The organism is Planococcus salinus, from assembly GCF_003719725.1.
Taxonomy (GTDB): Bacteria; Bacillota; Bacilli; order Bacillales_A; family Planococcaceae; genus Planococcus; species Planococcus salinus.
In genome coordinates, this window is the sequence record NZ_RIAX01000002.1 from 337,216 (window position 1) to 352,114 (window position 14,899).

Sequence of the window (14,899 nt, forward strand, 5' to 3'; positions counted from 1 at the left end):
AGGATTTATAGATGAATGATATTGAATGGGGGCTTCTTTTCGATCCAGTACTGGCCGTCGAATCACTTCCCTACGTCCTGAGCGGCATCTGGTATACGCTGCTGATTTCCCTCGTCAGCATGGGGCTGGGTCTTGTCATCGGGTTCTTTTTATCTCTGGCACGCACTTCGAAGTTCAAACTATTGGAATGGCCTGCACGTCTGTATATTTCGTTCATGCGCGGAGTACCGATTCTGGTCATTTTGTTCCTGTTGTATTTTGCCCTGCCCATTGTCGGCGTTGAGTTTTCTGCGGTCCAGGCGGCACTGATCGGCTTCACCATCAATTGCGCCGCTTATATTGCAGAAGTGTTCCGTTCGTCTTTGGCTTCGGTCGATAAAGGACAATGGGAATCGTCAACGGCGCTCGGCATGACCTATTGGCAAACGATGCGCCGCATTATTTTGCCGCAGTCGGTGCGGATTGCCGTTCCTCCGCTTTCGAACGTCTATTTGGATCTGATCAAAGCATCGTCACTTGCTGCCATGATCACCGTGCCGGAAATCTTCCAGAAAGCGCGTGTAGTCGGGGCGCGTGAATATGATTTGTTGACTTTGCTCATCCTCGTGGCACTCATTTACTGGGCGATCTGTTCTGTCATGACCGTGCTGCAGAATTACCTGGAGAAACGCTATGCGGATTATCTATGAGAAAAAGCATCCGGAAAAGAAATTTCCGGATGCTTTTCTGGTTTTCCAATAGAAAATTCATCGACAGCAAACCTACAAATCATCAACATACCGTTTTGCCTCGAGCAGTGACAGCCCGAATGCTTTTCTCGCTTTTTTGACAGCTTCCACTGTCTTACCGTCTTTGACCAATCGGCGCAATTCTTCATTGATTGCAGGCTCTGTCACTTGCCCTTCAGCTGTCAATTGGCTGATTGTTTCCTGCATGATATTCATTCGTGTTTCCATTGCTTTCAGGCGTTCGTTCACTGAGCCGTATATCAGATAAACAAGCACCAATGCGGCTCCTACAAAAATCATTATCCATGTCATGTCCAATGGCTTCACCCTTTCCGTATGGGCTTATCCTTCGCTCCATAGCTTTTTGCCTTTATTGTAAAAATCCTTCATTTCTTCCTGAGGAACAAGTGCTCCACCTGTTGTCCAAACGATATGGGTCGCCTGTTCTTCCTGTAAATTATTTTCTTCCAAATATGTGGATTTCATTACGTTGCCTGGGCCCAGCAGGCCGGCAGTGGCAGAAGGTTCCACAAACACTTTTTCAGTGTCTGCCAGAAGCGTCAGTAATTTGAACAAATCCGGATCTTCCAATGTATAAATGCCGCTGATCAATTTTTCACTGATGGATGAAGCAAAACTGGAAGGCCGGCCAACTGCCAAGCCGTCGCCTTCTGTCAGATTGTCAATGCCGAAATCCTGGACGCTGACTTTTTCTTTCAGCCCTGTCATCAAGCCGATCAATACGGAAGGCGAATGGGTCGGCTCAACGAAAAAGCAATGAACATGGTCACCAAATAACATTTTCACGCCGAAAGCAATGCCTCCTGGAGAGCCCCCGACGCCACATGGTAAATACAAAAACAACGGATGCTCTTCGTCCACTTGGATCTGTTGTTCCTTTAGCTGCTGCTGAAGACGGAAAGCTGCTACGCTGTAACCCAGAAACAGATGCTTTGAATCTTCGTCATCCACAAAGTATGCATCTGGATTCTGCTTTGTCTGTTCACGTCCTGCCGTAATCGCTTCGCTGAAGTCTCCTTCAAATTCATGGACTGTCGCCCCTTTGCTGCGAAGGAGGTCTTTTTTCCATTGCTTCGCGTCTGCTGACATATAAACTGATACGTGAAAACCAAGCTTCGCTCCAATGATTCCGATACTGAGTGCCAAATTCCCTGTAGAGCCCACCCCTATTGAATAGTTATGGAAGAAGTCTTTGAAAGCATCACTTGAAAATTTTTCATAATTGTCTTCTTTGGTAATCATACCTGCGTTAAGCGCCAGCTGCTCCGCATGCTGAAGCACTTCGTATACCCCGCCACGAGCTTTGATCGAACCTGCAATCGGCAAGTCGTGATCACATTTCAAGTATAAGCTTCCCTCAATTTGAGTGCCATATCGCTGGTTCAATCCTTCTTTCGCAGACTGTACTTTCCGAAGGTCCGATTCAACAATTCCTTTTGTTTCTGTCGTATCGGGAAACTCCTTGGCCAAATAAGGGGCGAACCGCTCCCACAGCTGAGCCGCCTCTTCCATATCTTTTTTGGAAATCGGCAATGAATCGATTTCTTCCATGCGTTTCTTTTTCGGATTCAGCCATATGACCGGATTTAAATTGGTAATATCTTTTAACAAGGGATATTGTTGCTTCCAGTGATCTATTTCCTGCTTGGTAAAACTCATGCATACCACCCCTTCTACTGAAAATTGCTCTTTATTTTCATGATACATGAAGAGTCTGGAAAAAACAGTTTTGAATCTGTTTCATCTTTTTTATAGTAAATTTTGTAATAATTTATTTAATATATTCCACTTTTTTCATTTACCTTCTTCTACTCCTGTAATACTGTCTTTCCCCGTTCAAATACTTTCCAAAAACCTATTTTTACTTTCCAACAGAGCAAAAATACTTTCCAGCAGGCTTTCATTAAAAAAAGCCGACCCATTAGGTCAGCTCGTCAGTGTTCCTGCTTTTAAATTCCGGTGCCAGTCTGCGAGCATCGGCAAATCATCCTGGCTGATAGCGTTCATACTGGCCGCTTCTTCCACCAGTGCCGGAAAATCCGTCAGTGTATGGAACGAGAAACCGGCTCCTTCAATCGTTTCCACCGATTGAGGCAAATCGTACGTAAAGATGGCCGCAATGCCGAGCACTTCAAAGCCTGCATCCTGCAGCGCGCGTGCCGCTTTCAATACCGAGCCGCCTTTGGAGATCAAATCTTCCACTACCACCACTTTTTTCCCCGTTTCCACTTTTCCTTCGATCAAATTTCCCTGACCGTGGTCTTTGGGTTTGGACCGTGCATAAATCATCGGCAATTCCAGCAGATCGCTGACCCATGCCGCATGAGGGATACCGGCAGTCGCCGTGCCTGCAACCACTTCGCAGTCAGGATACTGCTGCCGGATCATTGCCGCGAGTCCTTTGGCGATTTCTTTCCGGACAGCCGGATAGGACATCGTCAAACGGTTATCACAATAGATCGGTGATTTGACTCCTGATGCCCATGTAAATGGATTTTGGGGCCGCAGTTCCACCGCTCCTATATTCAATAATTGTCTGGCAATTTGTCGCTTCATGCCTCACCGCTCCATTCTTGTGAAATCTGTTGATAGCTTGTTACCGGATTTTCCGACTTTGTAATGGCTCGCCCGACGACGATATGTGTCGAACCCTGTTCTCTTGCCTGGCGCGGTGTTGCTACGCGTATTTGATCATCACTGGAAACATCCGCTGGACGAATGCCCGGTGTTACACGTAAAAAGTCTTCACCGCACACTTCACCGATCGCTTTCGCTTCATGGACCGAACAAACCACACCATCAAGGTCTGCCAGTTTGGCAAGCTTTGCATAATGCAGCACCGACTCTTCCAGGCTGACTTCGATCAATTGATCATGATGCATCTGTTCTTCACTCGTTGACGTCAATTGGGTGACAGCAATCAGCTTGGTATCGCTTCCCGCCAGTCCACGCTTTGCCGCTTCCATCATGGCATAGCCTCCTGCCGCATGGACATTGACCAGATCGACGCCGAGTTTTGCCAGGCCGCGCATGGCTGCTTCCACTGTATTCGGGATGTCATGCAATTTCAAGTCCAGAAAAATCTGATGTCCCAATGACTTGAGATAACGCAGCAATTCGGGACCTTCCTGATAATACAACTCCATTCCCACTTTGACAAAAAGCGGCTCTGAAAAGTTTGATAAAAAATTTTCCACTTCCTGCTTTGATGCAAAATCCAAAGCGATGATTACCTTACGCACAATCGATGGCTCCTCCCGACTAGTTCTTCCACTTTATCATAACCAAGTTCCTGTAATTTTTCAGGCAATTGATTGACGATTTCCGGACAGATGAACGGATTGACGAAGTTGGCTGTTCCGACAGCAACCGCACTGGCCCCGGCGGACAGGAAGTCAATAACGTCATCAACATTCGAAACCCCGCCCATTCCGATAATCGGCAAACTTGTCTGCTGGCTTACTTCATAAACCATGCGAAGCGCCACCGGCTTGACCGCAGGTCCGGATAAACCTCCCGTCATATTCGCAATAACAGGACGCCCTGTTTTTGGATCGAGACGCATTCCGAGAAGTGTATTGATCATCGTAAGGCCATCCGCTCCGCCTGCTTCCACCGCTTTTGCAATTGACACGATATCCGTGACATTCGGTGACAGCTTGATGTAAACCGGAACCCGGGAGACGGCTTTGACCGCTTGAGTCAATTGTTGTGCAATAGCCGGATCGGTCCCGAAAGTGATGCCTCCTTCCTTGACGTTGGGGCACGATATATTGATTTCCAGTGCATGGACGTTTGGCGCCTGGGATATTGCTTTAGCCACTTCCACATAATCTTCTGTAGTGGTTCCTGCCACATTGGCGATGATCGGCACATCGTACTGCTCCAGCCAGGGCAGTTCTTCCTCCATGACTTTTTGAAGGCCAGGATTTTGCAGGCCGATGGCATTCAGCATGCCGGAAGCCGTTTCCGCTACACGCGGTGTCGGGTTGCCAAGACGCGGCTCCACCGTTGTGGATTTAACCATAATAGCGCCCAGCTGCGACAAATCATACAATCTGGCGTATTCTTTTCCAAAACCGAAACAGCCCGATGATGGGATAATCGGATTTTTCAATTCAAGCCCTGGTAAACTTACTGTCGTATCTATCATGAAATCACCACTCCCGCTGCGAATACCGGTCCGTCAGAACAAACTTTGACGTAATCCGTTTCACTTTTTGTTGTGCGGCAGACACATGCAAAGCATGCGCCGATTCCGCAGGCCATCCGCTGCTCATAAGACAGGAATCCTTGTTTTTCCGGATATGCCGCCTGGACCGCTTCGAGCATCGGCGTCGGTCCGCAGCTGAAATACGTATCAAAGTCTGCCGGCAAACGGTCCAATACATGCGTGACGAAACCTTTCGTGCCATGGGAACCGTCTACCGTGGCAATATACGTGTCGCCCAGTTCGCGGAATTGCTCTTCGTAAAAGACACTTTTTTTATTTTCAAATCCTAATATATGAACTGTTTCAATCCCCTTTTTGTTCAATGCTTTCGCCAGTTCATACAACGGCGGAACGCCAATCCCTCCACCGATCAAAAATGCTTTCGACTTTGCTTTATCTACAGGAAAGCCATTGCCCAGAGGACCCAAAACATCAAGTGCATCTCCTGCCCGTTTTTCTGCAAGCAGGTTGGTGCCTCTTCCTTCAGCACGGTAAATCATCGTAAAGCGGGAATGCTCAAAATCGATGGACGCTACCGAAAGCGGACGCCGCAGCAGAGGTTCATAACTGTCAGCCACCCGGATGTGGACGAATTGGCCTGGCGCTGACATTTCTTCAGTCAGCGCTCCTTCTACAGTCAGTTCAAAGATGCTGTCGGCAATCTCTTTTTGTTCCACAATGACCATGCATTCCTGCCTGATTTTTTGCTGTTGTGTAATCATACACCTGCCCCCATTTCTTCTGCAGAAAATGTCATTGATTCAATCACCCGCAGCATCGCTTCTGCTGTATCCAGCGAAGTCAGACAAGGGATGCCATTTTCTACGGATTCGCGGCGAATCCGGAAGCCATCGCGTTCCGGCTGCTTGCCTTTGGTCAATGTATTAATCACAAGCTGTGCATTACCGTTCTGAATGACATCAATCAAGGTTTTGCCGTCTGAACCGATTTTGCCGATGGTCGTGACAGGAATTCCTGCTTGTCCCAGTGCAATGGCAGTTCCTTCCGTCGCCAAAATGTGGTAGCCGATTGCTGTAAAACGTCTGGCCAACTCAATTGCTTCTGTTTTGTCTTTATCCGCTACCGTCATCAGCACCGAACCGTGGTCTTTCACTTCCATGCCTGCAGCGACAAGTCCTTTATACAAAGCTTTCTCAAGCGTGGAATCCTTGCCCATCACTTCTCCCGTCGATTTCATTTCCGGTCCCAGTGTAATGTCAACTCTTCTCAGTTTTGCAAAAGAGAATACCGGCACTTTAACAAAAACTCCTTTGGAAATTGGCGCAAGCCCCGGTGTGTAACCCTGTTCGATAATGCTTTGCCCAAGAATCGCTTTGGTGGCAATGTTGGCCATCGGAATTGAGGTGATCTTGCTCATGAATGGTACCGTCCGGCTTGATCTTGGGTTGACTTCGATAACGAACACTTCACCTTGGGAAATGACGTATTGGATGTTCAGCAATCCGACAATGTTCAACCCTTTCGCCAGCCTTGTTGTATAGTCCGTCAAAATTTCCAGCAAAGCTTCCGAAATATTCTGCGTCGGATATACCGCGATCGAATCCCCTGAGTGAACGCCTGCACGTTCGATATGTTCCATGATGCCGGGGATGAGTACTTGCTCACCATCCGAAATGGCGTCCACTTCAATCTCAATGCCCGTCAGATAACGGTCGATGAGGACAGGGTGTTCCGGACTCGCTTCCACTGCGTGTTCCATGTACTGCTTCAAGTCTGTTTCATTGTAGACGATTTCCATGGCACGGCCTCCGAGGACGTAGGACGGGCGGACAAGGACCGGATACCCGATGTCAGTCGCAATGACCACTGCTTCTTCAGTTGATACAGCTGTTTTGCCCAGTGGCTGTGGAATACCGATTTCATGGAGTGCCGCTTCGAATTTATTGCGGTTTTCCGCACGGTCCAGGTCTTCCAGGGAAGTTCCTAGAATCCTGACGCCATTCTGTTCCAGCTTTTCCGCCAGGTTGATGGCTGTCTGGCCGCCGAATTGCACCACCACACCTTTCGGCTGTTCCACTTCGACAATATGCATGACATCTTCGACCGTCAGCGGTTCGAAATACAGTTTATCGGAGATTGAGAAATCCGTCGAAACCGTTTCCGGGTTGTTATTGACGATGATCGCTTCGTAGCCGGCTTCTTTGATCGCCCATACGGAATGGACGGTCGCATAGTCAAATTCGACGCCCTGGCCGATCCGGATCGGTCCGGATCCGAGAACAATGATGCTTTCTTTGTCCGTTTTGACCGATTCATTTTCATCTTCGTAGGTTCCGTAGAAATAAGGCGTTTCCGATTCGAATTCAGCCGCGCAGGTATCGACCATTTTGTAGACCGGCATCAGGTTCTGCTGTTTGCGCCAGTTATAGACCTCTTGTTCAGCCACATCCCATAATTTCGCGATGGTACGATCCGCAAATCCCAAACGCTTCGCTTTTTTCGCCACTTTTCGATCAAACGGATTCTGGCGCAACGTTTCTTCATAACTTACGATGTTCTGGAACTTCATCAGGAAAAACAAATCGATTTGGCTCCAGTCATGGATGGTTTCAATCGTTACACCACGGCGCAGCGCTTCCCCGATGAAGAATAACCGTTCATCTCCCGCGCGGCGGATGCGCTTTTCAATCCATTCGTCGCTCATGGCATCGGCGTTTTTCAAATCGAGATGGTAATGGCCGGTTTCAAGCGAGCGGACTGCTTTTAACATTGATTCTTCAAATGTCCGGCCCATCGCCATGACTTCACCCGTGGCTTTCATTTGCGTGCCCAGGTTTCGTTTTGCGGCTTCGAACTTATCGAACGGCCAGCGTGGAATTTTTGATACCACATAGTCGAGTGCCGGTTCAAAAGCTGAGTATGTGCGGCCCGTGACCGGATTCATCATTTCATCAAGAGTTAAACCGACCGCTATCTTCGCAGCCAGTTTGGCAATCGGGTAACCTGTTGCCTTCGAAGCAAGTGCTGATGAGCGGCTGACACGTGGATTCACTTCGATGATGTAGTAGTCAAAGCTGTGCGGATCAAGTGCCAGCTGTACGTTGCAGCCGCCTTCGATTTTCAGGGCTCGGATGATTTTCAATGAAACATTGCGCAGCATTTGGTATTCGCGGTCCGATAAAGTCTGGCTCGGTGCTACAACAATCGAATCCCCTGTATGGATACCCACCGGATCGATATTCTCCATATTACAGACAACAATGGCTGTATCGTTGGCATCGCGCATTACTTCGTATTCAACTTCCTTGAATCCGGCAATCGATTTCTCCAGCAGGCATTGCGTGACAGGACTGTATTTCAAACCGCTCGTTACGATTTCCAGAAGTTCTTTGTCATTATGGCAAATCCCTCCACCGGTTCCTCCGAGCGTAAACGCCGGCCGGACAATTACGGGATAGCCGACTCGCGCCACAAATGATTTGGCTTCTTCCATATTGTGAATAATATCGGAATCCGGGACAGGCTCTCCCAGTTCGTTCATCAGATTCCGGAACAGATCCCGGTCTTCCGCTTTGTGAATGGCTTCCAGCTTGGTCCCGAGAATTTCGATTCCCAGTTCATCCAGAATCCCGGATTCGTCCAGCTCGATGGCCATGTTCAATCCCGTTTGACCGCCTAACGTCGGAAGCAGCGCATCCGGCCGTTCTTTTCGTAAGATCCTGCTGACAAATTCCAGCGTAATCGGTTCGATGTAGATTTTGTCGGCAATTTCCGTATCCGTCATAATAGTCGCCGGATTCGAATTGATCAACACCACGCGATACCCTTCTTCTTTTAAAGCCAGACAAGCTTGTGTGCCGGCATAGTCGAATTCTGCTGCTTGTCCAATAACAATCGGTCCTGAACCGATTACGAGTACTGTTTGTATATCCTGTCTTTTAGGCATATTGTTGCTCCTTTCGATTTGCGGTCATCAATTCGATGAAACGGTCAAACAAGTAATTGGAATCTTCCGGTCCCGGTGATGATTCCGGATGGTATTGGACAGTAAAAGCTGGATAATCCAGGTGTTTCAGTCCTTCCACCGTGCCATCATTCAATGCGGTATGCGTCACTTTCAAGCGCGTCCCTTGAAGCGCTTCTTCGTCTACGGAATATCCATGATTTTGTGAAGTGATCTCAACCCGCCCTGTGGTCAAGTCCATTACGGGGTGGTTGCCACCGCGGTGTCCAAACTTCAGCTTGAATGTTTCCGCACCGCATGCTCTTGCGAACAATTGATGTCCCAGGCAGATGCCGAACAACGGGACTTCGCCAAGCAACTGCTTTATGGTCTCCACACATTGCGGCACATCTTTCGGGTCTCCCGGTCCGTTCGACAGCATAACGCCGTCCGGTCCCCACGCCATTATTTCGTTGGCGCTTGTATGATGAGGCACAACGATGACGTCACAGGCACGTTTATTGAGTTCACGCAAAATGCCATGCTTCATTCCGTAATCGATCAGCACCACCCGTTTGCCGCGTCCCGGACTTGGATAAGGATGAGTTGTCGAAACCTGGGCCACTTGGTCTGTCGGTAAAACGGTCTGCTGAAGAGTTCTGACCACTTCGCTTACATCGACTTCTTCACCTGCTGCCGTTAAGACTCCTTTGATTGAACCTTTTGAACGGATCAACCGCGTCAGTTTGCGCGTATCAATTTCGGCTATACCCGGGATTCCTTTTGTTTCGAGCAGTTCATCAAGTGTGGAATTGCAGCGGAAGTTTGAGGGGAAATCAGCCGCTTCCCGCACGACCAGTCCTTTGGCAGCGGGTATGATCGATTCAAAATCATCGCTGTTGATGCCATAGTTTCCGATCAATGGATACGTCATCGTGACGATCTGCCCGCAGTAGGATGGATCCGATAAAATTTCCTGGTACCCCGTCATACTCGTATTGAACACCACTTCACCGACTGATGCTTTCCTGCTGCCGAAAGCCGTACCTTCAAATACCGTTCCATCTTCTAAAATCAAATAACGTTCCATACTTTTGCCTCCCTTTGCCATACTGTTTGTCTACCGCACGTTGTCATGATTTGCCAGCCTCTGTCATTCCGAATATTAAATGAGTTCATTATTATATACGTTGAACTAAAGAAATTAATTTTTATACACCGCTTCGGACGCTTTGGGCATGGCTCCCGCCATGAGCCGAGAAGAGCACTCGTCTCATAGCTCCGCCCAGCCCTTGGACGCGCCGGCGCTAAGAAAATTATTAAATAAAAGATAAGCTTCTGTTTTTCCGCTGTTAAACTAGAAGATATGGAGCAAAACAGCGGAGACTCCAGCGGGATAGCGAAGTGCTGAAATCCACTCGGGCGCCTAGCCCGAGTTAGTTCAGCGCAAGCCCGCAGGAAATACATGGGCCGAACTTCCTTCGGCCCTGTATTTGCGACGAAGCAGCGCAGCGATGCAGGAGCACAGGATTTTAGCGGAGCTGTTTTGCGGAATATCGACAAGCTGAGATTATTAAGTTCAATTTATATAGCTTCTCCTGTCAAAGCATATTCCAGTACAGCCATCCGGATAAAGACGCCGTTCGCCATCTGTTGAAAAATTCGTGAGCGGCTGCATTCCACTAAACAATCCGCTATTTCTACGCCCCGATTGATCGGTGCAGGGTGCATGACGATGGCGGAATCCTTCATCTTCCGTTCCCTTTCGACCGTCAAGCCGAATAGTTTGTGATAATCCTCTTTTGAAAAAGTTTGCTTTCCAATGTGCCTTTCGTGTTGAACACGCAGCAGCATGACCACATCCGTATGCGTTATGAAATCGTCCAACCGGTCGGATGATTCATACCCGCCGCTCCATTCCGATGGGCATATGAGAGTAACGTGTGCCCCTAATTGCTTTAACGCTGATGCATTCGACTTTGCTACACGGCTGTGAGCGATATCTCCTACAATCGTTACATGAAGCCCTTCAATTTTTCCGAATTCCTGATAGATTGTAAACAAGTCGAGCAGAGATTGCGTCGGATGCTGCCCTGACCCATCACCGCCGTTTATGACAGCTGTTTTGCACCCGGTTAATTGCCGATAATACTCTTCTTCTCCATGGCGGATGACAACTGCGTCGACGCCGATCGATTCCATCGTTTTGACGGTATCGTACAGCGTTTCCCCTTTCAGGGCACTGGAGAATGCTGTTTCAAAAGGCAGTACAGTAAGACCCATCCGATGTTCCGCCATTTCAAAACTCATTTTTGTCCGTGTGCTTGGCTCATAAAAAAGGTTGACGACCGTTCCTTTGAGTGGAAGTGATTCTCCACTTTGGAACTTTTGCGCCCGCTTCAGCAGCTTCATGATGGTGTCGTTCTCCATTTCATTCATCGATAGCATGTTCGGCAATTTGATCCCTTCCCTTCCTGTTTTCCATAAAAAAACACCTTCCCGAGGCAGGAAGGTGTGAAGAAACAAGGACAGACGAACTCTGTACCTGTGCTCGACCCTTTCCATGCCTCTCTGGACATTCATTAAAAGGTAGTTATTCAGTTCCATCGTCCAATTCCGACTTTTTCAGACCTGGCAATACCAGGTTCAAAATGACTCCGATGATTGCAGCGAGCGCCATCCCTTCAATGGCGAAGGATTCGCTGAATTCGATTCGGGCACCGCCGATTCCAATCACCAGTATGACCGAAGATATCACCAAGTTCCGCTTATCGCCAAAATCAATGCCGTTGTCAACCAGCATCCGCAGACCCGAAGACGCGATGATGCCAAACAGCAGAATAGATATTCCGCCGAGCACTGCAGTCGGAATGGTTTCAATGAGTGCCATCAGCTTTCCAAGGAAGGAAAACAAAATGGCGAATAGGGCTGCTCCCAGTATTACATAGACACTGAAAACCCGAGTTATAGCCAGGACACCGATGTTTTCACCGTATGTCGTTTTTGGCGGCCCTCCCACTAAGGAGGAAATAAAGGTCCCAAGCCCATCGCCGACTATGGATCGATGAAGGCCCGGATCTTTTATGTAGTTCCGGTCAACAATTTTCCCTAACACAAGTTGATGGCCGATGTGTTCTGAAATGGTGACGATGGCAATCGGCACCATGACAAACAGCAAAGTCGGTGTGACTTGAAACGAGTAATCCACTCCGGGAATCAGGAATTCCGGTATCGCGAACCAATTCGCTTCTTGGATTACCGTGTAATCGATAATGCCGATCATTGCCGAGTACAGATATCCGATGATGATGCCGATCAAAATCGGCATCAAGGAAATTATGTTTTTAAAGTAGATGTTGCAGATGATTGCTGTCAGCAACGTAACGATCGCGGCTGAGAAATGCAGTAAGCTGTAAGCAGAGCCCTCTCCGGCCGGAATGGTCATCGCCATATCCACCGCTGTTCCGGATAAAGCCAGACCGATAACGATGATGACCGGTCCGACGACAATGGGCGGCAGCAGCTTCATCAGCCACTGATAACCGGTCTTCCAGATAATCAGAGAGACGATGGCATAAACCAGCGATACGAACATGGCCCCGATCATCGCTGACCCGATGCCTCCTGTTTCAGTCGCTATCTGTATCGGTACAATAAAAGCGAATGACGATCCTAAATAGGCAGGTACCTTGAATTGCGTAATCAGAACAAAAATAATGGTGGCGATTCCGCTCGTCAATAAAGCAATCGCCGGACTCAACCCCACCAGCTGTGGAACCAATATTGTTGCTCCGAACATGGCAAACATATGCTGCAGGCTCAAGGAAATCCATTGTCCGGTTTTCGGTTTTTCTTGTACATCTAAAATTGCTTCACTCACTGGCTGTTCTCTCCGTTTCTCATTCGTGGATAGCAACGCGGTCGCTGCCGTCACTTTCTTTCATCTGAACGACAATCCGCTCTTCACTCGATGTCGGAATGTTTTTTCCGACAAAGTCCGCCCGTATCGGCAATTCCCGGTGTCCTCTGTCAATCAGTACGGCCAGCTGGATGTGGGCGGGACGTCCCAAGTCCATCACCGCATCCATCGCAGCTCTGACAGTTCTGCCGGTGTACAGTACATCATCGACCAATACTACTTTTTTGTTTGATAAATCATGAGTAATATCCACCTGCTGAACAAGCGGTTCCTTATTTTTGTTTTTGACGCTTAAATCGTCCCGGTAAAGCGTGATGTCCAGCTCTCCTGTCAGAATCGGTTTCCCTTCGATTTTCTCGATTTTTTCAGCAAGGCGTTTTGCGATGAAAGCGCCTCTTGTCTTGATACCGACGAGAACGCAGTCATCGATTCCTTTATTGCGCTCGATAATTTCGTGAGCAATCCGCGTAATCGCCCGCGCAATTGCCTGTTCATCCAAAATGTCCGCTTTTTCCACCATGTCAGCCACTCCTTTTCCAAAATAAAAAAACCTCTTGCCGGAGAGGCAAGAGGATAGATGCGCAGAAAAATTCAGCATGGAAGACAGACTTCCAGCCAGCATATATACCTTCTCAGCCTCTCTGGACTGTTATTAAAGGTGATTCGTATTCGATTGGTTGTTCTCAGTATAAAGAATGACCTTGGCTGTTGTCAACCTTTGTTACGCAGAGATTCAAGAAGTTCGTTGAAATAAGCCGGTGGCTGTGCCGAAAACTCCAAGTATTCTCCTGTTTTCGGATGAACAAAGCCGATCACTTCAGCATGCAGCGCCTGTCCGCCGAGATCCATGGTTTTTCTGGGTCCATATTTCGGATCGCCGACAAGTGGGAATCCAATGTATTTCATATGAACACGAATTTGGTGGGTACGACCGGTTTCCAGACGGCATTCGACGAGTGTGAAATCGCCAAAACGCTCCAACACTTGAAAATGCGTGATGGCGTGTTTTCCTTTATCGACCACCGACATATTCTGGCGTTCTTTTGGATCACGTGCGATTGGCGCATCAATTGTCCCTTTATCATGGGGAATATGGCCGTGCACCAACGCTATATACTTTCTGGTCACGGATTTTTTCACCAATTGATCCACCAAAGACGTATGAGCCGCATCGTTTTTGGCCACCATCAATAAGCCGGAAGTATCTTTGTCGATCCGGTGCACAATACCTGGACGGATTATCCCGTTTATGCCCGAAAGATCCTGACAGTGATACATCAATCCATTGACCAGTGTCCCTTTTGTATGACCGGGAGCCGGGTGAACCACCATCCCTTTCGGCTTGTTGACGACCAATACATCCTCGTCTTCATAAACGATTTCCAAGTCAAGATCTTCTGCCACTATATCCAACTCTTCCGGAGCCGGAGGCGTCACAATGATCAAATCTTCCAGCCGCACTTTGTAGTTCGGCTTGACTGTCAGACCGTTGACTTTGACAAATCCGTCTTTCACCCAGCTTTGAATCTGTGAACGGGACCAGTCTTCATCAATCGAAGAAACCGCTTTGTCCACCCGTTCTCCTGTCATTTCCTCTGTTATCTGTATCGTTAAATCTTCCATTAGGACACCTTTTTCTTTTGTTGTTTTTCATCATAAATAATAAAAACGATCATCAGGACCACACCGATTGTCAATGCGGCATCGGCTATATTAAAAATCGGGAAATCATAATTCACCAACGGAATCAGTACATCGACAAAGTCGACAACTTCCCCGCGGGCCATGCGGTCGATGAAGTTACCGATTGTCCCCCCGAGCAGCACCATTATCGTAATTTGCAGCAACGGCTGCTTTCGTGCGTGTTTATGGAAATAATACAGGAGTCCGATTGTTACAGCAATCGTTACGATGCCAAACAACCACATTTGCCCTTCCAGCATTCCCCACGCAGCGCCACGATTGCGGTGTGAGAGCCAACCCAGGTAGGGATCGACAACCGAAATCCGCTCATTCAATTCCATGTTCTTTACAACCAACCATTTTGTCCACTGATCCAATGCAATGATCAGCAAAGCAATTCCATAATAAATAAACATTTGGTTCCTCCGTCA

14 protein-coding genes are annotated in these 14,899 nt (G+C 48.1%); 1 reads left to right on the forward strand and 13 read right to left on the reverse strand.

Features of this window, described 5'->3' with window-relative positions; all coding sequences use genetic code 11:
* The first annotated feature begins 11 nt into the window (after nt 1–11).
* Nucleotides 12–689, forward strand: a complete 678-nt coding sequence (locus EEX84_RS04305; RefSeq protein WP_123164352.1) for an amino acid ABC transporter permease — start codon at nt 12–14, stop codon at nt 687–689.
* A 72-nt stretch (nt 690–761) separates the two neighbouring features.
* On the opposite strand, the gene EEX84_RS04310 is transcribed toward EEX84_RS04305, so the two are convergent.
* From EEX84_RS04310 to lspA, 13 genes are all read right to left on the reverse strand, one after another.
* Nucleotides 762–1,040: a hypothetical protein gene (locus EEX84_RS04310; protein WP_240033915.1), complete on the reverse strand. Its 279-nt coding sequence runs from the start codon at nt 1,038–1,040 to the stop codon at nt 762–764.
* A 30-nt stretch (nt 1,041–1,070) separates the two neighbouring features.
* The gene (locus tag EEX84_RS04315) at nt 1,071–2,408 is read right to left on the reverse strand and encodes a D-serine ammonia-lyase (protein WP_123164354.1); all 1,338 of its coding nucleotides are present in this window, start codon (nt 2,406–2,408) and stop codon (nt 1,071–1,073) included.
* Between the two features lie 267 nt (nt 2,409–2,675).
* On the reverse strand, nt 2,676–3,305 hold the full coding sequence (gene pyrE, locus EEX84_RS04320) for an orotate phosphoribosyltransferase (RefSeq protein ID WP_123164355.1): 630 nt from the start codon (nt 3,303–3,305) through the stop codon (nt 2,676–2,678).
* On the reverse strand, nt 3,302–3,994 hold the full coding sequence (pyrF, locus tag EEX84_RS04325) for an orotidine-5'-phosphate decarboxylase (RefSeq protein WP_123164356.1): 693 nt from the start codon (nt 3,992–3,994) through the stop codon (nt 3,302–3,304). Before pyrF ends, pyrE begins: the two co-directional genes overlap by 4 nt.
* Nucleotides 3,979–4,902 carry a dihydroorotate dehydrogenase gene (locus tag EEX84_RS04330; protein WP_123164357.1) on the reverse strand — a complete coding sequence of 308 codons (924 nt, stop codon included), beginning with the start codon at nt 4,900–4,902 and terminating at the stop codon, nt 3,979–3,981. Before EEX84_RS04330 ends, pyrF begins: the two co-directional genes overlap by 16 nt.
* Complete coding sequence (locus EEX84_RS04335) at nt 4,899–5,684, reverse strand: dihydroorotate dehydrogenase electron transfer subunit (RefSeq protein WP_123164358.1); 786 nt, start codon at nt 5,682–5,684, stop codon at nt 4,899–4,901. Before EEX84_RS04335 ends, EEX84_RS04330 begins: the two co-directional genes overlap by 4 nt.
* Nucleotides 5,681–8,869 carry a carbamoyl-phosphate synthase large subunit gene (gene carB / locus EEX84_RS04340; protein ID WP_123164359.1) on the reverse strand — a complete coding sequence of 1,063 codons (3,189 nt, stop codon included), beginning with the start codon at nt 8,867–8,869 and terminating at the stop codon, nt 5,681–5,683. The genes EEX84_RS04335 and carB overlap by 4 nt, the downstream gene beginning before the upstream one ends.
* Nucleotides 8,862–9,956 (reverse strand): carbamoyl phosphate synthase small subunit, encoded by a 1,095-nt coding sequence (locus EEX84_RS04345; RefSeq protein ID WP_123164360.1) that lies wholly within the window; start codon nt 9,954–9,956, stop codon nt 8,862–8,864. Before EEX84_RS04345 ends, carB begins: the two co-directional genes overlap by 8 nt.
* A gap of 494 nt (nt 9,957–10,450) precedes the next feature.
* Entirely contained in the window at nt 10,451–11,323 is an 873-nt protein-coding gene (locus EEX84_RS04355) for an aspartate carbamoyltransferase catalytic subunit (RefSeq protein ID WP_123164474.1), read from the reverse strand.
* A 136-nt stretch (nt 11,324–11,459) separates the two neighbouring features.
* A complete protein-coding gene (locus tag EEX84_RS04360) occupies nt 11,460–12,746 on the reverse strand; it encodes a solute carrier family 23 protein (protein ID WP_123164362.1) in 1,287 nt (428 codons plus the stop codon).
* A 19-nt stretch (nt 12,747–12,765) separates the two neighbouring features.
* A complete protein-coding gene (gene pyrR, locus EEX84_RS04365) occupies nt 12,766–13,302 on the reverse strand; it encodes a bifunctional pyr operon transcriptional regulator/uracil phosphoribosyltransferase PyrR (protein ID WP_275669726.1) in 537 nt (178 codons plus the stop codon).
* A 194-nt stretch (nt 13,303–13,496) separates the two neighbouring features.
* On the reverse strand, nt 13,497–14,408 hold the full coding sequence (locus EEX84_RS04370; protein WP_123164363.1) for an RluA family pseudouridine synthase: 912 nt from the start codon (nt 14,406–14,408) through the stop codon (nt 13,497–13,499).
* Nucleotides 14,408–14,884 (reverse strand): signal peptidase II, encoded by a 477-nt coding sequence (lspA, locus tag EEX84_RS04375; RefSeq protein WP_123164364.1) that lies wholly within the window; start codon nt 14,882–14,884, stop codon nt 14,408–14,410. The genes EEX84_RS04370 and lspA overlap by 1 nt, the downstream gene beginning before the upstream one ends.
* Between the last annotated feature and the right edge of the window lie 15 nt (nt 14,885–14,899).

Bases quoted from the DNA above. Each gene is read 5' to 3' on its own strand.
- EEX84_RS04305 (WP_123164352.1), top strand. From the start codon at position 12: ATGAATGATATTGAATGGGGGCTTCTTTTCGATCCAGTACTGGCCGTC.
- EEX84_RS04310 (WP_240033915.1), bottom strand. From the start codon at position 1,040: ATGACATGGATAATGATTTTTGTAGGAGCCGCATTGGTGCTTGTTTAT.
- EEX84_RS04315 (WP_123164354.1), bottom strand. From the start codon at position 2,408: ATGAGTTTTACCAAGCAGGAAATAGATCACTGGAAGCAACAATATCCC.
- pyrE (WP_123164355.1), bottom strand. From the start codon at position 3,305: ATGAAGCGACAAATTGCCAGACAATTATTGAATATAGGAGCGGTGGAA.
- EEX84_RS04330 (WP_123164357.1), bottom strand. From the start codon at position 4,902: ATGATAGATACGACAGTAAGTTTACCAGGGCTTGAATTGAAAAATCCG.
- EEX84_RS04335 (WP_123164358.1), bottom strand. From the start codon at position 5,684: ATGATTACACAACAGCAAAAAATCAGGCAGGAATGCATGGTCATTGTG.
- carB (WP_123164359.1), bottom strand. From the start codon at position 8,869: ATGCCTAAAAGACAGGATATACAAACAGTACTCGTAATCGGTTCAGGA.
- EEX84_RS04345 (WP_123164360.1), bottom strand. From the start codon at position 9,956: ATGGAACGTTATTTGATTTTAGAAGATGGAACGGTATTTGAAGGTACG.
- EEX84_RS04370 (WP_123164363.1), bottom strand. From the start codon at position 14,408: ATGGAAGATTTAACGATACAGATAACAGAGGAAATGACAGGAGAACGG.
- lspA (WP_123164364.1), bottom strand. From the start codon at position 14,884: ATGTTTATTTATTATGGAATTGCTTTGCTGATCATTGCATTGGATCAG.